Raw genomic sequence first — 21,807 nt, forward strand, 5'->3', positions numbered from 1 at the left:
TTATACTTCCGCTGTTTCTTTAGAATGACGTTTTTTGAATAATAGCATGAAATAACCCAAAGTTAAGGTCAGACATACTATCATAAATCCTAATAACACACTATTAGTGGACCAGAAATTGCTTATGTCTCCTGTTGAAATGGAAGCTTTAAAGCTTTGTACTGAGTAAGTCATCGGTAAGAATTTATTAAAGATTTGTAGCTGCTGAGGTATTAGCTCCAATGGGAAAGTACCTGCGCTAGTTGTCAATTGAAGTATTAAGATAACAATTGCAACAAAGCGACCTGGATCACCAAGTACTGTTACAAGTAATTGGACAATAGCTAAGTAGGTAAAGCTTGTAATGATGGTCGATAATATAAACAATCCTACACTTTGTGTCTCCAATTTTAAAGCAAATAAAGCAATAGCTACAACAACTAAAGATTGAATAATCCCTACTACTCCCAAAACTGAGATCTTACTTAAAAACCAAGATGCTCCGCTGGTAGGCTTAATCGCGGCCTGTACGAATGGAAATACGATCGAAATGAGTAATGCACCTACAAATAATCCAAGAGATAAGAAGTATGGTGTAAATCCTGTACCATAGTTTGGTACCTCATTTACTCCTTCGACATTCACATCTACTGGAGATGCTACCATTTCATATGTGGAATTATTGGCTGATACCTCTTTAGATTGTTCACTAGCATCCTTTAAGCTCGATTGTAAAATTTCCGTTCCTGCTGCTAACTGTTCCGTTCCCTCTGTTAATTTTGTTGAGCCATCTGCTAATTCTCCAGATTTCTCAGCTAATGTTCCTGTTCCTGTTTTTAACTGACTTGAACCAGATGCTAATTTATTTAGACCGGCTACTAAACTAGAAGAACCATCATATGCTTGCTGCATTCCAGTTGTTAAGTCGTTCATTTTAGCTGCAAGTGTATTAGTTCCTGTTGCTAAACTTGCGGAACCTTCCATTAATGCACTTGAAGAGTCATTTAATTGTGAAATACCTTGTTTTGCCTGCGTGTAACCTGCACTCAATTGTTCAGCTCCGCTACTCACTTGAGTAGTACCTTTTGATAGGGCATCTGTACCATTAGCGAGCTTTTCTAAACCAGCCGATACAGTGGAACTACCATTTTCTATCTGTTTTATTGTTTCTTTTAAGGTTGCTGCCTGTTCAGCTGGTAATGATTCTGAAAGCTGATTTAACTGTTTCGCTAATGCTTGAATGCCAGCAGTAACCTGAGTAGAACCTTCAGATAACTGTATTGCGCTATTATTAATAGCTTCACTGCTTGATTGTAATGTAGCTAATGATTTAAGTATTTCTTTTTCTTTTGCACTTAATAATTGATAACTTTCGTTTAGTTTAGCTACTCCACTTGTATACGTTTGAATTCCACTGTTTAATTTACCTGCACCTGTTGCAGTTTGATTGATGCCGTCTGCTAATTGCTTTGTTCCATCTGTAAGTGTGGATAATCCATTATTTAAATCCGTAGAACCAGTTGCAGCTTTCTGAATACCATCCACAACTGTACTAGTTCCATCTCGAAGTTCGATTGTACTACTTGCCAACTGTCCTAAATAGCCTTTTAAATCAGATGCGCCTGTATTAATTTCTACAGCACCATCTTTTAATGCACCTGCTCCATCGGAGGCTTCAGCAAATCCATCTCCCAATTTCGTAATAGAATCAAATAATTGTTCCGCATAAGTTGCAGATACTTGTTTATTTACCTCCGCCCGAATTCGATCCATTGCGGTTTCACCAATTTGAGAGGATAGAAAGTTATATCCTTCATTTGCTTTGTAAGTAATAACCATCTTTTGAGGTTCTTCATCTAACAATGTTGTTGCATGTTGTGAAAAGTTTTCTGGAATCTCGATTAATAAATAATAGTCTTCATTTACTAATCCTTCATCTGCTTCTTCCTTTGAAACAGAAACAAACTTAAATTGTCCACTTTCCTTTAATTTCTCAGATAGGTCATTTCCTAACGATAAAGTAGTATCGTTATACGTAGCACCCTCGTCTGCATTCACAACTGCTACTGGTAGATCACTTAAATTTGCATAGGGATCCCAAAATGCCCACAAAAACATTCCTGCATACATAACAGGTATGAACAATACTGCAATTATAGGAATAAGTAATTTCCTATTTGTAAAAATACTTTTCCATTCTGATTTAATCATCTCATTCACTCCCAGTACTGAATGACCAATTCGTTCATTCAGTCATTTCATTTTAAAAAATTAGTCTCAATTAATGAGACTTTGAAAAATAGTATCTTGGAAAAAGTCAGCAATTTCACGTTCTGTTAGTGGTTTTTCATGCGTTAAATTCCAGTCGTTTACAAATGCCAAATACCCTTTTAATAATAAATATGCAACGAGTTCACTATTTACTTGGCGTACTTCCCCTGCATTTATATACTTATCAATCTTCTGTTTTATAAAAGAAACAATTGCTTGCTCAATTTGTGCTTTCACAAGTGTAACAGGTGGCGTTCTCCATTCCTGTTCCTCGGCAATTATTTTAGCAAACAGCTGATGTGTATCTCGGAATTCTAGCATTTTCATCAAGGCAGCATACGCATTTTCTTGAAAGGATGCTTCTTCCTTTATCACTATTGTTGCTTCCTGTTTCATTTCTACGATAATACGAAGTACAATTTCTTGAAAAAGTACTTCTTTATTCTCAAAAAAAGTATAAATTGTACCTTTCCCTACATTTGCAATTTTAGCTATTTGCTCCATCGTTGTAGCTTTATAGCCAAACAAGGAAAAAGATTTAGTTGCTGCATCTAATATTTCCTGTCTGCGATCCACATGTTCAACTCCTATCAAAAAATGACTAGAAAACCATTTCGGTCATCTAGTCACTATAATACACTTCTCTTATTTCTTTAGCAAGTTTTTACTCATGATTCATGTGACTCATCGAATCATCCGAATCATCCGGAATTACTTTAGTCATATCTGGATCTCCAACGATCAGTTCCTGCTTAGGCATAACATGAAGTCCTCTTGCATTCGTATGTGCAAACATATAATAGACGCCATCATGATCAAATGTAAAATTCGCTTCATACACGCCGTCTTTCGTTAAAGTACCTTCAATCATATGTCCTTCCTCACGCATACCTGACTCCCATACTTCGAATTCAACAGAAGCATCATCTACCGCTTCACCTGATTGAGATACTTTTGCAGATAATACAACGTCTTCTATAGCAAGTGTTTCATCCGTTTGGATGTCAACTACTACTTCCTCTAGTGTACCTTCATTATGATGTGTTGCATTGCTTCCCGTTTCTTCTTTGTCCCCACAGCCTACAAGTGTCATGGTTGCAAATGCTAGAATTGCTAATGTTTTTTTCATCGTGATACATCCTCCCAATTTGTTAAGGTATATAATATAAATTTTATACTTTGTTAAAAAAAAGTCTTAAACACCTGGCTGATGTTTAAGACATTTAACAAAAGATTTATTTTAAATGCTTTAATACAACATCGGCCATTGCATCAACAAATTGAGGCTGTGCATTTGGCATTTCTGGGCGCACGTATGTCGCTCCGATGTCATCGCATACTACTTTACATTCATAGTCATTATCATAAAGGACCTCTAAATGCTCCGCTACGAATCCTACTGGAGTGTATACAAATGTAGTGTATCCTTTTTGTTCATGTAATTCACGAGTTAAATCCTGTACGTCTGGCCCAATCCAAGGCTCTGGTGTTTGTCCTGCACTTTGCCAACCTACTGCGTAGTTTTTCACGCCTGCAGCTGCGGCAATTAGATCTGCTGTTTCTTGTAATTGGTCTGGATATGGATCGCCTAGTTCTTTTATTTTTTCTGGTAGTGAGTGTGCTGAAACGATTAGACATGCTTTTTCGCGTTGCTCTTCTGTCATTTCTGCGAATGCTGCGCTAACCTTGTCGTTCCAATACTGGATGAATTTTGGTTCATCATACCAGCTTTCTACGGAAGTAATTTTCAAGTTACCAAGCTTTTCTGCTTCCTCTTGAATACGACCATTATAGGACTTAATAGAGAACGTAGAGAAATGAGGTGCCAATACTATAGATACTGCTTCCGTAATGCCATCTTTATGCATTTCCGCAACCGCGTCCTCTAAGAAAGGCTCGATATGCTTCAATCCAATGTATAGCTTAAATTCAATTTCATCCTGCAATTCATTTAAACGGTTACATAATCCTTCTGCTTGGCTTTGCGTAATTTTAGCAAGCGGAGAAATCCCGCCGATTGCTTCGTAACGTCCAGTTAGATCAGCAAGCTGCTCATCACTTGGCTTACGACCATGTCTGATATGTGTATAATATCGTTCAATATCTGCCTCTGTGTAAGGAGTTCCATATGCCATTACTAATAAACCCATTGTCTTTTTCATCATATTCACCTCAAAAATTTAGTTTGATTTTGCTGCGATAAGTTCTTTACTATAATCATGCACAAAAGAGGTTAAACGTTTTAAAGTATCTGGATCTACTTCTGGGAACACTCCATGTCCAAGATTGAAAATATGTCCTGGCTGTGCCACCCCTTGTTCTACAATAATTTTTGCACGTTTTTCAATCTCTTCCCAACCGCCAATTAGATAGGATGGATCTAAATTCCCCATTAACGGCTTCGTTAATCCTTTTGCACGAGCTTCTTCTATAGATAAACGCCAGTCAATCCCAACCACGTTCACAGGAAGGTCATGCCACTCCATTGCTAAGTGGCTCGCACCAACACCGAATGTAATTAGCGGTACTCCTGTTTCACGAAGCTCCGTGAAAATACGTGTCATCACCGGTTTGATGAAAATACGGTAATCCGCTACATTCAATGCGCCAACCCACGAATCAAAGATTTGAATTGCCTTCGCACCCGCTTTAACCTGTGCTTTGATATATACAATAATCATATCCGCAAGCTTGTCCATTAATGCAAACCACGCTTGTGGTTCGGATACCATAAATGCTTTCGTTTTGTTATAGCTTTTAGAAGGTCCCCCTTCAATCATATAACTTGCTAGCGTAAATGGAGCCCCTGCAAATCCGATTAGTGGAACATTTAGCTGCTCTGTCGTTAATAATTTTATTGTCTCTAAAACGAATGGTACATCGTCTTCAGGTGATAATTCGCCTAAATTAGCCACATCTTGTACAGTACGAATTGGATTGGAAATAACAGGACCAACTCCTGATTTGATCTTAACATCTACGCCAATACCAACGAGCGGTGTAACAATATCCTTATAAAGGATGGCTGCATCGACATTGTAATTTTCTACTGGTAAACGTGTAACGTAAGCACATAATTCAGGTTCATGTGTAATTTGTTCCAAGGAATACTTTTCTTTTATTTTTCTGTATTCGGGTTGTGATCTTCCAGCTTGCCTCATAAACCAAACTGGTGTGTGTTCTACTTGCTCTCCACGTGCTGCGCGAAGAAGGGTATCGTTAAATTTAGTCATTAAAGGTACCTGCCTCTCATTATATAAACGTACTGTTTTTACTATACGTTACCACTATAGACGTTCTTTTTTCTAAAGTATAGCAAAATAGGGTATTTGTCATAAAATTGTTCGGATTATTATATGATACTTGTGTATTATGTTTTTAAAGATTAGATTATGGGAAAGATATAATAAATAATAAGAAGGGAGATATTTTCCATGTATTTATATATGACATCCGGAACACCGGAATTTATGCAATCCATAAAGAAGAAATACCCGAACGAACAGCTCTTTCTATTACACGGAACTGGAAATTCAGTTCTTATCCAAGAGTCTTCCAATAAGACAGTTTTCCAAGTTCCAAGAAAATATGAAATTTTGGAATCTGTAGGACAATTTTCACATAAAGGTTACTTCGTATTGCAACATATACCCATTACAGATGAAGGAAAATCTATTTTCGAGCACAAATATACGAACCTTGGTTCTACAGCGCAAATAGAGCCTGGGTTTATCGCATTGCGAGTGTTAAAACCTATTAAATCCGATACATATATTATTTTATCGGAATGGTCTGGTCCAAATAGCTATGAGGTTTGGGAAAAATCAGTCAATCTAGATTTTTCGATGGTTGCTGACAAACAAAATTTATTCACAAGCGCTCCATATATCGCAACTTATAAATCCACAGAAGAAGAGGAAGCTATTTAAAGCTTCCTCTTCTTTTGTTCATATTTTACTAATTCGTAAAGTCAATTCAGAAATAATTATCATCACTAGTGGTATAACGAGCAACTCCATTTTGAATCCTGCTTGTACTAAAATTACAATTAACACGAAAACTGCTTGAATTAGTTGAATCACTCTGATCAATTTATCAACAGCTTTTTTCCGTGTTCCTTCATTAATAGGAAACAATAAATCCATTCGGAATTCTTCGCCAGTAGATAAGGATTGACGTAGCTGTATGACCGTTGCAAATGAAAGTGCACTTGTAAATATAATTGCAACGATTGGAAACGGGATGAATATAGCCCCGACCATCGCAAGCGCCGTGAGACGAACCCACAAATAGAAATAATCATTTGTGCGGATAAATGTACGTAAAACTAAATAAAACTGTGTATTTTTTTGTTCATAAGGTGCTAGTTTGTACAGAACATCAAGCCATTTTCTTCGCTTTGTCATACCTTGAATATGGGGTACATCCGTAAAATAATTGGCAAAACGATAAAAACGCATCATACGCGCCTGTTCCACTTCGATGAAATGATCAAAAGGAAACGGTACTTCTGTTTTCTTCTTCTTCCAAGCTATTAAATACAGCACTTGAATAATGACGATTGCTAATAAAAAGAAATAGTAACCGCTCAACAAGAAATATAATCCCGCGAATAATAAAATCATTCGCATGAAATAATCTATCCAAACGTTTTTACCATTGGATGCCCAGCGATATTGGAACTCTGTTTGTATGCTCCAATACTTCCATATAAGGATTGCAACAAAGAAATATAAAATTTCCCCTGAGGTGGATCCTGCTATTCTTGTTAACAGTGGTATTGATACAACTAAAGCTGCCAACGGTACAATAATGGATGAAAAGAATGTCCAAGAAAGAGCGAGCTTCAGATATTCACCTAGTTTTGTTTCTAAAGGGAGAAAGTAAACACTATCCGCTTTTTTCATTAACGTAACTGGCGTACTAAGCGCTATTAAAATACTCACAATGAAGGACACAACTAAAAAGGCGGGAAAATCCTTTGGAGCTGTATTTAGCCATTCACTATACGTATACCCTGCAGCACCAATTACGAATACAATAACAATTGCGATATGCCCAGAAATAATATACTTCAAGTATTTTTGCAATTCATTTATATAAAATAAAAACCGTTTACTCCATACTTCACGCAAATTGTTCATTTTGCTGTTCCTTCGTCATTTCGATGTAAAGATCATCCAACGTTGCATCAGGCATTTGAAATGCAGCCCGTAGATCATCCATTGTCCCCTGAGCGCGAATTTTCCCATTATGCAAGAGCAATATACGATCGCAGTATTTTTCAGCAGTAGTCAAAATATGAGTCGACATTAATACGGATGCTCCCTCATCTTTTCTTGATTTCATCTGATCCAGTAATGATTGAATTCCTAATGGATCAAGTCCAACAAATGGTTCATCGATAATGAATAATGCTGGATTCACTAGAAACGCACACATAATCATAACCTTTTGTCTCATTCCTTTAGAAAAATGAGCCGGAAACCAATTTAACCTTTTTTCCATACGAAACTCTTTTAGAAGAGCCTCTTTTCTCGCTTCAAAAACAGATTCATCTAGATTGTAGGCCATAGCTGTAAGCTGTAGATGTTCCTTTAATGTCAATTCATCATATAGCACTGGCGTTTCAGGGATATAGGAAAATGATGTACGATATTGTGCTGGATCCTCTTTCAACGTTTTACCATTAAGTAGAATTTCACCCTTTAAAGCGTTCATTGTCCCAATGATATGCTTGATGGTCGTACTTTTACCAGCACCATTCAACCCGATTAACCCTACTAGTTCTCCCTTTTCAATCGAAAAGTTTAAATCATGCAACACAGGCTTTCTAGTATAGCCGCCTGTCACGTCTTTGACTTCTAATACAGTCATCTTACGCACCTCACTTCTTATTCATAAGTTTACCAAAATAATTTCAAAAAATCCTCTATCTTTCCACGGCCTGTCCTATTATATGTTAAACTTTTCATAACGATGAATATGGAGGGTATATGATGAGTGAATGTATTTTTTGTAAAATAATTGATGGTTCTATCCCGAGTGCGAAAATCTATGAAGATGAGTACGTGTATGCTTTTATGGATATAATGCCATTAACAAAAGGTCACACGCTAATTATTCCAAAAAATCACAAAGAGAACGTTTATGATCTTTCTGAAGAGGAAGCAAGTAACTTATTTAAAGTTGTCCCAAAAATCGCTAGTGCACTGAAAGAAAGCTTTGGTCCAGTAGGCATGAACCTATTAAATAATAATGGGGCACCAGCTGGACAAAGCGTGTTCCATTTCCATTTACACTTCATCCCACGCTATGATCAAACGGACGGCTTCCGCGCAACTTGGATCACGAAGGAGAAAATCTATACTCCGGAGGTCATTCAAAATTTAGCAGGAGAATTATATGAAAAATTGAAGAAGTAATTCTTGCTTTTGATACACAGAGCACGTACAATCATAGATAAGATTCTTGCTAACGATCACGAGGATACGTTAGAGGAAACCAACAAACAGAGCTTAGAAAAGTTGAGGAGAGATGAGAAAATGAATACAAAGAATTTAGTCTTGATGGCCTTATTAGTAGGGGTCGGCGCAGTGCTTTACATTATTATCCCTGGAATTAATGGTGGGATGAAACCAGATTTCATGCTGACGATGATGTTCATAGGAATTCTGTTGTTCCCGAATGTTAAAAGTACTTTCTTACTTGGCATTTCAACAGGAGTTATTTCTGGACTGTTTTCTACTTTTCCAGGAGGATTCATTCCTAATATCATTGATAAAGCAGTGACAGCATTTGTTTTTCTAGGACTTGTCTTATTGCTAAACAAATTAGCCAATAAAGTTGCAATCGGGGTAGTACTTACAGGAATCGGTACACTTGTATCTGGTACAGTTTTTCTATCCACTGCTATTTTTGTTTTTGGTGCAGGTGCTATTTTCCAAGAGTTATTTGTTCTAGTTGTACTTCCAGCTATAGTCATTAATGCAATTGCATTCTTCATCATTTATCCGATTATCGGAAAATTGATCAAGCGTACTAATTTTGACACTGCACTTACAGCATAAAATATAAACTATTTGCTTTCCTTTTCGGAGGAAAGCTTTTTTTGTATAAAATAATATGTTTTAATTATCATAAGGTAAGGAATAATACATACAAGCAAAGGAGTGAATTATTATGAAACTAGCACCATTATTTTACGGTATTGCAACGGGTTTACTAGTGGGGGCTTCAACTGTACTTATGACCACTCCAAGATCAGGTTCGGAAGTTCGATCTTCCTTGAAGTCAACTTCCAATGATTTTCGAGATAAGCTTTCAGATGTAAAGCTTCAGCTAGCGGATGTGAAACAAGCGATAAACAACTTAACAAATTCATCTAAAGAAGTTGTTCCAAGTACAATTGAAGATATTAAATCTAGTATTGCCCAATGGAAAACGGAAACTGCCCCTCTACAAGCACATCTTCAGCAAGAAATTTCATCTATTCAAGAGGCAATGGCAGAACTTGAAAGTAAATTGCCAAAGAAAAATGAAGCAACAGTTTAATACCAATGAAAGAATATATCCCATCACTATCGGGATATATTTTTTTATGTGAGTTAATTTCATAATTACTTAATTATTTTAAAACACGATTGTTCACTTAACTTTTTATTCGTTTTTAAGGTTATTCCTGTTGAGTGAAGAGGCAGGCGGCGACTCCAGCGGAAATCAGCGTTGTTCAGTTTCCCTATGTAATATGCTTTTTGGAATTGATTATGTAAAGGTCATTTTAAATCTTCTATACCGACAATTCATTATAAGTATAATAATATTTTTTTAACCTATATTCACTTACATACTTTCTTGCTATAATGTTTGAAAGAAAATAAATACAGAAAGCAGTGTTTATATGGCAGATCAATTTTATACGATGAAAGAAGCAATGCTTTACAGTCAGCGAATAGCTCAACTATCTAAAGCACTTTGGAAAGCAGTAGAAAAAGATTGGCAAACATGGATAAAACCTTTTGACTTGAATATAAATGAACATCATATTTTATGGATATCATACCATCTACAGGGTGCAACTATTTCTGATATAGCAAAATTTGGTGTAATGCATGTTTCTACAGCATTTAATTTTTCGAAAAAATTAGAGGAACGAGGTCTACTTTCTTTTTCTAAACGGGATGACGATAAGCGTAATACATATGTGGATGTAACCAAAAAAGGAAAAGTACTGTTAGAAGGAATGTATGAAAATTATCACGACTCTCCACATGCTGTGCTCGAAGGATCTCTTCCTATAAAAGAGCTATATGGAAAATTTCCAGATTTCATGGATGTAGCGGCTGTTATTCGCAATATTTATGGGGATGATTTCATGGATATTTTTGAAAGATCTTTAAAAAACATCGAAGATACATTTAGCTTCAAAGATGAATAATACTGCATTTGAAAGCGGTTAATAATTCTTTACATTAAAGTAGTTGCTTTTTAGTAAAAAAAGGATTATCTTATGTATCTAATATCAAATTAATATATAGGAGTTGCATACCGTGCACTGCTGGAAAACAATAAACGTGAGAAAACAATATGGTTTAGAGAGATTGTTTATACTATCCTCTTTAGTAGTTATATTAGTTTTTTCATTTGCATATGCCTTATTAGGAATTATTAATAATGAGCATAAATCGGATGATTACTTTTGGATATTCTTAATCGCATTTTTAGGTGTTTATCCTCTTCATAAATTATGTCACTTTATCCCAATGTTTAGCCATAGAGATAAAATAAAGTTCATCGTCGTTAACCAATTTAGATTTATCCCTATTTTGCATTTACGTATAATAGAACCAATTCAAAAGCGTAGATTTCTATTTATCTTAATATCTCCTTTTATATTTGTTAATGTATTACTTATTATCGGTGCTTTTGCAATTCCTAATTTCGCTCACTACTTCACAATGTTATTTGCCTATCATTGTGGCATTTGTTTAATCGATTTAATCTATGTGAAGAATTTAAATAAGTCACCAAAGTCAGCCTATATCGAAGAAACAGACGCTGGGTACGAGATTTTAATAGTGGAACCAAACTATTAACAATATGTAACACTTGTATATCCCCCTCATTGTTTGTTATGCTAAATAAGGATATGAAGGGAGTCTAGACATGATTATATTCACGTTAGTTCTATTCTCAGCATTTTATTTGCTACAAATTAACCGAATGACATATGCTTTAGTAATGTCAAAAGAAATTCCGGAAGAGAAACATCCAAAGATTTTTCGTACAATCAATATTTTGATCACGATTCTTCTTGTTTCCTTTTACGTTGAGCTCGTTTATGCAGTTTAAGAGAAAAAAAGTGGACCCAAATCATATTTGATGATTTAGGGTCATTTCTTTTTTTCGCACTACCATCTGAAGGAAACTAAGATCGTTTTTAAGCAATCTTAGTTTCTCTTTTAAAATTAGTAGATAAACGCTGCGCCCACAATGATCAACAAAATAAATAAAACTACGATCAAAGCAAAACCAGAGCCATTGTTATATCCACCGCCGCCGTTATATTGTCCGCTCATTTAAAACACCTCCTTTTCCATGTATCCTATGCGCTATTTTAAATATTTGGTAGGCTAATGAAGGGAACTATTTTTGTTTTTATTTCGTTTATGTTATAGTTACAACTGGCAACACAAAGAAGTTAGGAGAGAATATTTCATGAAAAAAACAGTATTAACACTAACGCTTGCAGCATCTGTTCTTGCACTAGGAGCTTGTAGTGGTGATTCAGCAGCAGATAACAGTGAGGTAATTGCAACATCAAAAGTTGGAGACATTACACAGAATGATTTGTACGAAGAGATGAAATCATCCATCGGCGACCAAGCATTCCAATTGCTAATGATTGAAAAAGTACTTTCAAATAAGTACGAAGTAACGAAAGAGGAAGTAAACAGCCAACTAGAAGCTGATAAAGCTCAGTTAGGCGAGAACTTTGAAGCGATGATCGCTCAACAAGGCTATACAGAAGAGTCATACAAAAAATACTTAGAACTAAACCTATTGCAAGAAAAAGCTTTAATAGAGGATATTGAAGTATCAGAAGAAGAAATTAAAGCTGAATATGAAAATATCAAAAATGAAATTAATGCTCGTCACGTATTGGTAGAAGACGAAGCAACGGCGAAGAAAGTAAAAGCTGAGTTAGAGTCTGGTAAAGACTTTGCAGAAGTTGCAAAAGAATACTCTACGGAAGAAGCAGCCCAATCAACTGGTGGAGAACTCGGCTGGTTTGGTAAAGGTCAAATGGTTGCTGAATTTGAAGAAGTAGCTTTTGGTTTAGAGAAAAATGTAATATCTGATCCAGTAAAATCAAACTTTGGTTACCACATTATCGAAGTAACGGATAAACGTACAATTAAAGAATCATATGAAGATAAAAAAGCTGAAATTGAAAAACAATTGAAGTTAGACAAAGCTGATCAATCTGCATTGTTACCAAAAGTAGCTAAAATGATGAAAGATGCTGATATCGACATCAAAGATGAAGATCTAAAAACATCTCTAGATCAATTTTTAACAGCAGCTGAAACAAAAGCACCTGCTAAAGATGCTGAGGCTAAAGAAGGTACAGAAACAGATAAAGAAGCAACTGAGGATGAAAAGTAAGTAAGACAAGCATAATGGTTGGCCTGACTTCGGTCACGGCCAACTTTTTTATTTGCTAAGCCTTATAAATAAAAAAGTCGGTGATAAGCGTAAGCGTCCATAAGAAGTTAAACCAGTTTCTATCGTTTTCGAAGGGCTTTGGACAGACTTGATGCTATATGATTACCATTAATTTTTTTAGGAGAGGTTGATCGTGACTAACGTCACGACCATACTCTCCTAGTTATAAAGGAAGCTCTCGAAGATACTATTTCGTTCGCTATTTCGTTTTTATATACTTTCTTGATCATAAAAAAATCGTAAAGGCCAAATGCCTTTACGATTTTTTTCTTATTCAAAGGTAGGCTTATAAAATGAACGGTTTTCCAATGGGAATAATCGCTCGGAGAATTCACCTGGGTTTGTTTTATCTAATGCACGATTTAGCATATTCATTTTTGCATCTATATTATCGATATAATGCAGCATCTCTGCCTCCCGGAGTGCAGGACGTTTCGGGCTACCCCATTCTTCTTTTCCATGATGGGATAGTACCATATGCTGAAGAAGCATGACCTCTTCCCCTTCAATTTCCAACTCTTCAGCTGCTTTAGAAATTTCATTGACCATGATCGTAATATGTCCAAGTAAATTTCCTTCAATTGTGTAAGTTGTTGCAACAGGTCCTGAAAGCTCTATAACCTTCCCTATATCATGTAAAATGATGCCAGCGTATAAAAGGTCCTTGTTGATCGTTGGATACAGTTCACATAGCGCTTTTCCTAGCTTTAACATCGACACCACATGATCGATAAGCCCAGAGGCATAATCATGATGGTTTTTAGTTGCTGCCGGGTATGTCATAAATGCTGTCTGATGTTTTTTCATTAAGTGTCTTGTAATTCGTTGAATTAATGGATTTTTCATCTCAAAGAAGTATTGCAAAAGCTCTTCCATCAACTCTTCTTTTGGTTTGGCTGAGGATGGAACTAAGTCATTAATCGAGATAGGCTCTTCTGATTTTACCGGTCGAATACTTTTTACACGTAGTTGGAACTTTCCGCGGTAATCCTGAATTTCCCCTCCTACGCGAACAATTTGACTAGCAGCATAAAGTTTTTCATGCTCCTCATTTGTATCCCAAAGTTTTGCTTCAATATCTCCGCTCTTATCTTGTAATAATAGTGACATAAATGGTTTTCCAACGGTTGTTACACCTTTTGTTGATTGTTTTATCAGTAAGTAATGATCAACTGGATCCCCTACTCGTAATTGTGTAATGCCTTTCATTTCACAACCCCTACCTTTCTCGGTAATAATGTCGTCACTTGAATGACTGATGCATCTTCCCATACATATTGCATATTGTCATGACAGGTAAAATACAAAAGTTGGTGTTCTTTTTGTAACTCTGCCATTAATTGTACCACTTGTTTAAGTCTGACACGATCGAAATGTACAAATGGATCATCCAGGATAATTGGAAATGGCGCTTTGCTTTGCAAAGAAACAGCAAGTGCAAGTCTCAAGGAAATATAAGCCTGCTCTTTTGTTGCTTGGCTTAGCTCCGCTATTTTAAATCGCTGTCCAGTCGTTTTAACAGCTTCAAAGCTTCCCTCTGGAGATAGTATCATTTGTTCATATGAATTGTTTGTAAGCAGCTTAAAATAATGCTGGGCACTTTCTAATACTTCTGGAAGTCGCTCTTCTTTTAACTGTTTCATGATCTGCTTAATTGATTCCACAATTGCTTTTTGAGCAGCCCATTTTTTCACGAGTTCATGTAGTTCTGTTTTTTTCTGTTCGAGTAATTGTAATTGCTCGCTTTGCTCTTCATCTTCTAATAATTTCTTTGTTTGATAGATCAGTGATGCTTTTTCCTCATTATTATCATGTCTTTGCTTTTGTAAGTGAACTAGCTTTTCCTTACACTCGTCCTCAAATACATCATCAAAATCATTCAGATTTATTTGTTTTCCAGCTAACTGCATGTGAATATGGTGTAGTTCCTTTTCAAGCTCCACTTTTTGTTCATTGATAGAATTTGCTGAATAATAATCGCTTTCTATATCTACATTTGCCTCACGAAACAAAATTTGGATTTGTTCGGTATAGGAATGTTGAAGTAACAATAGTTCATGAAGCTTATTTTGGTGCTCGTAAATTCTTGCCTCTTTATATTGCACGTCTTCAGATTTTTTCTTCTCATCTAGGTAGAACTCTCTCAATTGGTGAAACAGCATATCTTCAGAAAGATTTTTAGGAGTTTTCTCCACAGCTTGTTTAAACAACTGCTGTATTCGCATACGGACTTCATAAAGCTTAGTTTCCATCTGGTCAAGCTCTATTTGCTGTTCCTGAATTATGCGTAGACGCTTAAATAATTCAGGTAATAGACTTGGTGATAATTGTTCACTAATATGATAGCTATTTAAAAACTCGTTTACTTGTTTTGATATATCTGTCTTCTTACTTTCTAACTCACCTATTTCTTGCTTCAATATAGAAATATTTTGTTGTAATGACTCCTGTTCCTTTTTCAATAAATCGACATATGTTTGAACATCATTCGATTGGTGCCATGTTTTCATCATCTGGGTAAAGCCTGCATATACAATTCCACTAATGACAATAGCTGTAAGGGCAACCATCCAATTCGATTGCGTAAAGCCTATGATTATCCCAACAAGGACAATGGCTGCAATGATAGCGTACATTATCCCATTCGCTTTTTGGTTAGCAGATGATTTATTTGCTCGTTTGGTCTCTCTCACTCTTTGTTGTTGCTGAAGGAGATCCTGTTCCTTCATTTGTAATAATCGTTTTTCCTGTTGCAGTTCGAGCTCCAAGTTTCTTTCTGTTTGAAGAATCGTAACTAGTTTGTCCTCTTGCTGGATTGAAACATCTGCTTGGACAATATGCGCCAAGCTTTTTTCCCAGTCAACTCCGACTAATGCCAACTGTTGCATTTGGTTCTGAAGTGTTTTACTTTGTTCCTCTTCTATTTGTATTCGTTTGGAACGAAGCTGATGCCATTCTGTTTCTCGATTTAGAAAGGACTGTAATTCTTCTAATTGCTGTGGGGTTAAGATAGTTGCATGGATTGTTAACAAATCCAATTCTTTTTTCAACTGCTCCATTTCTACATCATTACGATTCAATTTGTCTTTTATTAATTCAAATCGACGGATACCATCTGAGGGGAAGAGCTGGTGCTTTATTAAGTCTAGCTCCTGATTTAACTTAGTTTCTTTTTCTTTCAATGGTTTCAGTTGTTTCCATTCCAAATATCGTTGTAACTGTGTAGAAATCTCTTTCTCTTGTTGATCTAGTTCCTCCACAATTGTTTCAAGCTCGTTAAGACGTTTAATGGAAGGTTCATATTTCTCTACTTCCTCAAGCTGATGCTTATAGGTAGTCTCTAATTCACGTAGCTCTTCTATTTTTTGATTGATAAGAGGCTTTCTACCAGTTGGCTTAAATAGCTCGCCCATATCTTTTATAAATTGATTTTCGACGACTGCTAATGTATCGATCCCAGTCGTTCCAGAGGATAATAATGTTCTCGTTAGCTCCTCTTCTGTCATCTTCTCGAAGCCCTGTAACTGAAGCAATGAAAAAGAGAAAATTGCCTCAAAATCAGCCCGAGAGTACCCATGCAGAATTTTGGTCAGCTCCCTTTCTCCTCCTCTGCTTCCGTCAGGAAAGTATACCGTAACATCCCCGCTTGCCTTTCCTTTAACTCGTTCAATTGTTATAGATTGGCTCTCATGGTCGAAAATCTGGACACTCCCCCCGTATGTGGAACTGTTTTTAGGCTCATAGCGAAGTAATGGAGAATTTCGTTGTGGAAAACCAAATAAAATATGCAAAATAAATTGTTGGATAGTTGTTTTTCCTGCTTCATTCTCACCGAAGAGCACATTGATACCGTTAATCAGATCAATTTCCACATTCTCGTGCTTCCCAAAGCCGTATATATGCAGTTTTGTTAGCTTCAATTATTACTCCCCCTCGCTAAAGCCTTTGAAACTATCAAATCTGCTTCTGTTAACACTTCCTCGATAAAGTCCTGGTCAATTGGCTTTAAATATCTACTCCCTTTAGGATGCTGATAAAGCTCTTTTAAAGCATGCTTCCATCCCGAAGTATCCCATTCATTTAAAGCAGATAGCAGCATAGTAGTTTCTGCGCTCTGCTCAATTGGAAATTCTATATGTAATTCTTTAATTATTAAAAAGTTGTTTGCTTGTTCTAGACTCTCTTGAATCAAAAATAGCCATTCATCTTTATTAGTCGACTGTAATAGTTCAATCGTTTCTTCCGTTATTCCGTTTATTGTAAGCTCAATAATCGCTTTCCCTACTTTTTGACTATAGCTTATCAATTCCTTTTCAAGATGTGTAATTAATTCATTGGCGTGAATCATCCCAGCACACTCTATCGAAAGCTCATCATAAATAAAAGCAGCTGAGGGGACAAATTGAAGCTCTGCCTGATTGTTAACTAACGATACTTCATAAAACCCTTTTACGCCTCTTTCGTTACGATGCCTGCTTTGGGTATTTCCTGGATAAACAATTGGCGGGTCTGAATGAATAATTTGGCGTTTATGTATATGACCGAGCGCCCAATATTGATAGCCTTTTGCTAGTAAATCATTTTTTCTAAATGGCGCATACACATCATGATCATTGTTTCCTTCTAAACTACCATGTAGCATCCCAATATGAATCTCATTGTGTTCTGCAATGGGATAATGGCTATACATAGGTTCTAAAATATGACGCTCTTTGTAACTAAATCCTGTTATATTTACTTTTTCTTCGCTTATTATAAGTGTTTTAGTTTCTACTTTCTCACCGAATACATGAACATTTTCAGGTAGCTGAAAACGAACCCAATTACCACTTAAGTGATCATGATTTCCATGGCAAATAAGCACTGGAATATTTTCTTCATGCAGAGCTTCCATTCCTTTTTGAAATAAATGCTGAGCACGAAGACTACGATTTTCCCCATCATAAATATCACCGACTATTAAAACGAAGTCCGGTTTACTTTCAACTGCATAATTAATCATGTTTTGAAACGCTTGGAAAGTACTCTCCCTTATATCTTTCCATCGATTTTCAGGAATAGAGGAGATACCTTTAAAGGGGCTGTCTAAATGTAAATCTGCCACATGTAGAAAACGTATTCTTGCCATTTAGTACACCTCATTCGAAAATAGAATATTTGTTCTAATTTTACCATAATAGAAAGACTGTATACAACTAAATGCAGGTAGTAAATCATATTATTATTTGCTGTCATTTTTACTAGATTAGAGATTACATTCAAAATAATATAATTTTTATGTATAATATATATAAGTATAATAAAGGGGTGTTTGATTGATGAAAGCATACAAATTTACTGCATTTGAACCAACAGGGGAACTAATTTTAGAAGAAACTTGGGAGTATGAAAATGATGAGGAAGCAAAGCAAAAAGGGGAAGCAGTTATTGGAGAAAAAGGTTTTGCCAATAAAACACATCGTTTAGTAAACAGCTCTGGAAAACTAGTATTATTTCATGTATAGAATTAAAGGGACTTAAACCATTTGATGGCTAAGTCCCTTTTTGTTATTCTCCCTCCCAGTTCCAATAGGTGATTTCACCTAATTGAACACTATGAATTTCATTATTAACGTGATTGAATCATTTGGTCATTAACAAATGCCTTTATGAAAAATAATTCATTATCATTTGGCTCCCTATTGTTCTCTGCCTTAAAGCACTCTAAAGCATTTTCTAATGAAGTGGATTTTACAACTCCACTAGCCGTTGTTAACTCTTTCCAGTAAATATCCATTTCATTCAAATCGCAAATAGTTTCATGACCAAGTAAGAACATTTCAGCATCATATTTTTGAATATCTTTAATCATACTTAATAACCTAGATTGCTTGTAATGAAATAAAGAGTCTGTGGTTGTACCATATGCACAATCACCTAAAAAAACAATTTTTTCATCAGGAATATAAATGATTGTGGAGTCATCTGTATGAGTACTGTCGATTTTTTCAAGTATACAAATTTTATTACCCAAATCAATAGTTAATGTATTTTCGAAGACTATATCTGGAGAGTTCAGCTTAAAACTATCCCTGTTTGGCATATCAGTTTGTATAATCTTCATACACATAGCACTAATTTGATTAGTATTCACATAGTTTTGGAGTGATTTATCGTCAAAAGAATAGCTATTCCATTCTTTTATCGTTTCGTTTGTTTGACTATTAGTTATAACAATTGCATCAAATTCATTCATTCCTAAGAAATGATCCCAATGTGCATGGGTGATAACCATATATTTAATTGGTGGTACATTTAACTTTCCTATTTCTCGTAAAAAGTCTTTAGCATGCTGAGTAGAATTACCAGAATCTATTATTAGACTAAATTGGTCACCACATACTAGTCCTAATGTTGGTCGTTCGTTCTCATCTTGATTTGATAAATAATAAATATCATCACTGAATTTATTTAACATGTTATCTCTCCTCTATTCTAAACATAATTCTACGAAAGAGAAAACCATGTTTATTCTAAAATTAATAAAATAATTTAAGATTTTCTCATTTTCATTTTTTTACCATTGGACTTGTACCTCCTTTTATTGCTAAGAAAATCTGAAATATACTTTTTAAAATTGAGTATTACGCCAAGGACACTGGGTTCAAATCACTCAAAATTTATTTCCCTTTAAACTCAGGTTTCCGCTTTTCAACAAATGCTTGAATACCCTCAATATGATCTTCGGTTTTTCGCATCGCGGATTGTGTTACGGCTTCTTTTTCTAAAACTAATTGTAATTCCTCTAGTTTTGTTGCGTGCAAGATTTCCTTTGATGCAATCATGGCAGCAATTGGTGATTGGATAAGTTTTTGTGCATAGGATGCTGCAGTTGCTGATCCTAACCCATCTGAAGCAACTTCATCCACAAGTCCGATTTTTTGTGCTTCTTTTCCTGAGAAAAGCTGTCCTCTCCACATAAGCTGTTTCGCTTTTGGAATTCCAACTCTTTCTTTTAGAAAGAAATGGCCTCCTCCATCTGGAACTAACCCAATTCCGATAAAGTTCATGGCAAGCTTACTATTTTCTTCTGCAATGATAATATCGCAGCCTAATACCATACTAAATCCTAAACCTGCTGCTGCCCCGTGCACGGATGCAATAGTAATCTGTGGTAACGTATATAAAGCTTTAGCAATTCGAGTAAGGTAGGTCATGGCCTCATCCATATCAAAAGGATTCTCTTTATCTAGCATCGCTTTAATATCTCCACCAGCAGAAAATGCGCGCCCCTCTCCTTTAATAACTAACACTTGAACAGTTCTGTCTGATTGTAGGGATTCAAGGCTTTCTGCCAACTCTCTCATCATTACTCCATTCATCGAGTTCATTGCTTCTGGACGATTCAATGTTAAAGTCGCAATACGACCTTCTTTTTCTAAAAATAAAGTATTATACATATACATTCCCCTTTGTAAGTGAATAGTCATTCATTCTTCTATTAGATTCGTCATGGGGCTATTAATATCCTGCTTTAAAAGGTTTTTTTATATAACTACATAACGCCTTGTGAGTAACAGAAATGGGTACCCCTATACAATTTTGCTTTTGATATTTTTATAAAATAAATAAATATGAAAGTGTTCACTTAAACAACGCCTCAGGTTAGTTGAAGATGAAGGTATTTTTGTGATTGTGTGGAATAAGTTATTATATGTAAATTGTTGGAAATTACTTCTAGTCTGGTGGTGTTAGTTTTTTTCTTGAACTAATGTCACAGTTTATTTTAACAATGATTAAAGATGCTAGCATATCTCTAATTGATACGAGGAGAGGTAATATGAAGAATGAAAAGGTTATTAAAACTTTACTTAGTTTCCTTTGCTTTCCATTAACATTAGTAAATATGTACTCTAATAAGAAAAATAAAGTAAATGGATTGGGCAATCTAGTAAAAATAAATGATAGATTAATTCATGCTATTCATTCTGGGAGCATTGATTCAAAATATACAGTAATATTAGATGCTGGATTAAGTTGTTGTTCAATTGATTGGTATTATATCCAACCACAGGTTTCTAAATTTTCGAAGGTTTTTCATTCGATAGGGCAGGATACGGGTGGAGTTCCTCGGTAAAAGGAAAATATACAAGTGAAACCGTAGTTGAGGATTTAATAATAGTGTTAGAAAAATTAAACGTAAAACCTCCGTACGTATGCGATTGTTTGCTAGTAAATATCCGGAGAAAGTGGCAGCTTTAATTTTAATTGATTCAGTACACGAAAAAAGGTATTTAAGTAATGAATGGGATGAAGGGCGTAAGAACATCCATAGGAAAAACTTGAGGTTATTTAGATTGGGATACATAACTTCAAGCTTAGGTATTCCTAGACTACTAAAACAACCAGTTGGCAGAAAAAGTTTACCAGAACCTTATCAAAAATTAGTTAACTATATTGGTTATAACCCAAAAACATACGAAGCAGTATATAAAGAATTCTTATATAGTGAAGAATCTGCCATTCAATTAAAAGACTCAAAACCATTAAATAAAGAACTACCAATAACTGTTTTAAGTTCAAATAATAATGATGCTTCTTGGGTAGAACATCAAAATATACTTTCTAATTTAACAAATAATACGATTCAAATTAAGACTGACGATGGGCATTCAATTCATTTGGAAAATCCAAAAATTGTAATAGATACAATTAAAGAAATTATTAGCGAACTTGATAAAAACAAGTCCTTATTAAACTAACGGAGTGCATTAGTTAAACCAGACCATCATTTCGATGGTCTCTATTCTCATGTCTAAACATCAAGTAAATGACGACGACAATCCAATG

General features: G+C 35.4%; 24 protein-coding genes. 11 read left to right on the forward strand and 13 right to left on the reverse strand.

Annotated features, from left to right (window positions below; genetic code table 11):
• The 5 genes from ACIQX2_RS14790 to hemE form a co-directional block, all read right to left on the reverse strand.
• Nucleotides 1-2,190, reverse strand: a complete 2,190-nt coding sequence (locus ACIQX2_RS14790) for a YhgE/Pip family protein (protein ID WP_402851967.1) — start codon at nucleotides 2,188-2,190, stop codon at nucleotides 1-3.
• A gap of 66 nt (nucleotides 2,191-2,256) precedes the next feature.
• Nucleotides 2,257-2,826, reverse strand: a complete 570-nt coding sequence (locus ACIQX2_RS14795; protein WP_402851970.1) for a TetR/AcrR family transcriptional regulator — start codon at nucleotides 2,824-2,826, stop codon at nucleotides 2,257-2,259.
• 88 nt (nucleotides 2,827-2,914) lie between these two features.
• A complete protein-coding gene (locus ACIQX2_RS14800) occupies nucleotides 2,915-3,379 on the reverse strand; it encodes a FixH family protein (protein ID WP_402851973.1) in 465 nt (154 codons plus the stop codon).
• Between the two features lie 106 nt (nucleotides 3,380-3,485).
• A complete protein-coding gene (gene hemH / locus ACIQX2_RS14805; RefSeq protein WP_402851976.1) occupies nucleotides 3,486-4,415 on the reverse strand; it encodes a ferrochelatase in 930 nt (309 codons plus the stop codon).
• 15 nt (nucleotides 4,416-4,430) lie between these two features.
• On the reverse strand, nucleotides 4,431-5,483 hold the full coding sequence (gene hemE, locus ACIQX2_RS14810) for a uroporphyrinogen decarboxylase (RefSeq protein WP_402851978.1): 1,053 nt from the start codon (nucleotides 5,481-5,483) through the stop codon (nucleotides 4,431-4,433).
• Nucleotides 5,484-5,684: 201 nt separating this feature from the next.
• On the opposite strand from hemE, the gene ACIQX2_RS14815 reads away from it, so the two are divergent.
• On the forward strand, nucleotides 5,685-6,179 hold the full coding sequence (locus tag ACIQX2_RS14815; RefSeq protein ID WP_402851981.1) for an antibiotic biosynthesis monooxygenase family protein: 495 nt from the start codon (nucleotides 5,685-5,687) through the stop codon (nucleotides 6,177-6,179).
• Between the two features lie 18 nt (nucleotides 6,180-6,197).
• Here the strand turns inward: ACIQX2_RS14815 and ACIQX2_RS14820 are convergent, their stop codons facing one another.
• Both ACIQX2_RS14820 and ACIQX2_RS14825 read right to left on the reverse strand, forming a co-directional pair.
• Nucleotides 6,198-7,394, reverse strand: a complete 1,197-nt coding sequence (locus ACIQX2_RS14820) for an ABC transporter permease (protein ID WP_402851984.1) — start codon at nucleotides 7,392-7,394, stop codon at nucleotides 6,198-6,200.
• Entirely contained in the window at nucleotides 7,378-8,127 is a 750-nt protein-coding gene (locus tag ACIQX2_RS14825) for an ABC transporter ATP-binding protein (protein ID WP_402851987.1), read from the reverse strand. Before ACIQX2_RS14825 ends, ACIQX2_RS14820 begins: the two co-directional genes overlap by 17 nt.
• Nucleotides 8,128-8,249: 122 nt before the next feature.
• On the opposite strand from ACIQX2_RS14825, the gene ACIQX2_RS14830 reads away from it, so the two are divergent.
• From ACIQX2_RS14830 to ACIQX2_RS14855, 6 genes are all read left to right on the forward strand, one after another.
• Entirely contained in the window at nucleotides 8,250-8,675 is a 426-nt protein-coding gene (locus tag ACIQX2_RS14830; protein ID WP_402851990.1) for an HIT family protein, read from the forward strand.
• Nucleotides 8,676-8,795: 120 nt separating this feature from the next.
• Nucleotides 8,796-9,320 carry a tryptophan transporter gene (locus ACIQX2_RS14835; RefSeq protein ID WP_402851992.1) on the forward strand — a complete coding sequence of 175 codons (525 nt, stop codon included), beginning with the start codon at nucleotides 8,796-8,798 and terminating at the stop codon, nucleotides 9,318-9,320.
• Between the two features lie 112 nt (nucleotides 9,321-9,432).
• Entirely contained in the window at nucleotides 9,433-9,804 is a 372-nt protein-coding gene (locus ACIQX2_RS14840) for a YtxH domain-containing protein (RefSeq protein WP_402851995.1), read from the forward strand.
• Between the two features lie 346 nt (nucleotides 9,805-10,150).
• On the forward strand, nucleotides 10,151-10,687 hold the full coding sequence (locus ACIQX2_RS14845) for an HTH-type transcriptional regulator Hpr (protein WP_402851998.1): 537 nt from the start codon (nucleotides 10,151-10,153) through the stop codon (nucleotides 10,685-10,687).
• A gap of 112 nt (nucleotides 10,688-10,799) precedes the next feature.
• Nucleotides 10,800-11,345, forward strand: coding sequence for a DUF3267 domain-containing protein (locus ACIQX2_RS14850; RefSeq protein WP_402852000.1), 546 nt, complete (start codon nucleotides 10,800-10,802; stop codon nucleotides 11,343-11,345).
• A 70-nt stretch (nucleotides 11,346-11,415) separates the two neighbouring features.
• The gene (locus ACIQX2_RS14855) at nucleotides 11,416-11,601 is read left to right on the forward strand and encodes a hypothetical protein (RefSeq protein WP_090570160.1); all 186 of its coding nucleotides are present in this window, start codon (nucleotides 11,416-11,418) and stop codon (nucleotides 11,599-11,601) included.
• 116 nt (nucleotides 11,602-11,717) lie between these two features.
• On the opposite strand, the gene ACIQX2_RS14860 is transcribed toward ACIQX2_RS14855, so the two are convergent.
• The gene (locus ACIQX2_RS14860; protein WP_402852007.1) at nucleotides 11,718-11,828 is read right to left on the reverse strand and encodes a YjcZ family sporulation protein; all 111 of its coding nucleotides are present in this window, start codon (nucleotides 11,826-11,828) and stop codon (nucleotides 11,718-11,720) included.
• A 139-nt stretch (nucleotides 11,829-11,967) separates the two neighbouring features.
• Here ACIQX2_RS14860 and ACIQX2_RS14865 point away from each other — a divergent pair, with 139 nt between their 5' ends.
• Nucleotides 11,968-12,918, forward strand: coding sequence for a peptidylprolyl isomerase (locus ACIQX2_RS14865; protein ID WP_402852010.1), 951 nt, complete (start codon nucleotides 11,968-11,970; stop codon nucleotides 12,916-12,918).
• Nucleotides 12,919-13,248: 330 nt separating this feature from the next.
• On the opposite strand, the gene yhaM is transcribed toward ACIQX2_RS14865, so the two are convergent.
• From yhaM to ACIQX2_RS14880, 3 genes are read right to left on the reverse strand one after another with little or no spacing between them, the layout of a single operon-like run.
• Nucleotides 13,249-14,187 (reverse strand): 3'-5' exoribonuclease YhaM, encoded by a 939-nt coding sequence (gene yhaM, locus ACIQX2_RS14870; RefSeq protein ID WP_402852013.1) that lies wholly within the window; start codon nucleotides 14,185-14,187, stop codon nucleotides 13,249-13,251.
• Complete coding sequence (locus tag ACIQX2_RS14875; protein WP_402852016.1) at nucleotides 14,184-16,898, reverse strand: ATP-binding protein; 2,715 nt, start codon at nucleotides 16,896-16,898, stop codon at nucleotides 14,184-14,186. The genes yhaM and ACIQX2_RS14875 overlap by 4 nt, the downstream gene beginning before the upstream one ends.
• Nucleotides 16,895-18,106 (reverse strand): metallophosphoesterase family protein, encoded by a 1,212-nt coding sequence (locus ACIQX2_RS14880; RefSeq protein WP_402852019.1) that lies wholly within the window; start codon nucleotides 18,104-18,106, stop codon nucleotides 16,895-16,897. The genes ACIQX2_RS14875 and ACIQX2_RS14880 overlap by 4 nt, the downstream gene beginning before the upstream one ends.
• A 190-nt stretch (nucleotides 18,107-18,296) precedes the next feature.
• On the opposite strand from ACIQX2_RS14880, the gene ACIQX2_RS14885 reads away from it, so the two are divergent.
• Nucleotides 18,297-18,482 (forward strand): YhzD family protein, encoded by a 186-nt coding sequence (locus ACIQX2_RS14885; RefSeq protein ID WP_402852022.1) that lies wholly within the window; start codon nucleotides 18,297-18,299, stop codon nucleotides 18,480-18,482.
• Between the two features lie 104 nt (nucleotides 18,483-18,586).
• Here the strand turns inward: ACIQX2_RS14885 and ACIQX2_RS14890 are convergent, their stop codons facing one another.
• Together ACIQX2_RS14890 and ACIQX2_RS14895 are read right to left on the reverse strand one after the other, a co-directional pair.
• Complete coding sequence (locus tag ACIQX2_RS14890; protein ID WP_402852025.1) at nucleotides 18,587-19,435, reverse strand: MBL fold metallo-hydrolase; 849 nt, start codon at nucleotides 19,433-19,435, stop codon at nucleotides 18,587-18,589.
• A 202-nt stretch (nucleotides 19,436-19,637) separates the two neighbouring features.
• The gene (locus ACIQX2_RS14895; RefSeq protein WP_402852028.1) at nucleotides 19,638-20,417 is read right to left on the reverse strand and encodes an enoyl-CoA hydratase; all 780 of its coding nucleotides are present in this window, start codon (nucleotides 20,415-20,417) and stop codon (nucleotides 19,638-19,640) included.
• Between the two features lie 380 nt (nucleotides 20,418-20,797).
• Between ACIQX2_RS14895 and ACIQX2_RS14900 the strand changes: the two genes are divergently transcribed.
• Both ACIQX2_RS14900 and ACIQX2_RS14905 read left to right on the forward strand, forming a co-directional pair.
• A complete protein-coding gene (locus tag ACIQX2_RS14900) occupies nucleotides 20,798-21,094 on the forward strand; it encodes a hypothetical protein (RefSeq protein WP_402852031.1) in 297 nt (98 codons plus the stop codon).
• Between the two features lie 112 nt (nucleotides 21,095-21,206).
• Complete coding sequence (locus ACIQX2_RS14905; protein WP_402852033.1) at nucleotides 21,207-21,719, forward strand: hypothetical protein; 513 nt, start codon at nucleotides 21,207-21,209, stop codon at nucleotides 21,717-21,719.
• Nucleotides 21,720-21,807: the final 88 nt, after the last annotated feature.

Origin of the sequence: Psychrobacillus sp. NPDC096623 (genome assembly GCF_044762655.1) — a bacterium.
In the GTDB taxonomy this organism is placed as follows: Bacteria; Bacillota; Bacilli; order Bacillales_A; family Planococcaceae; genus Psychrobacillus.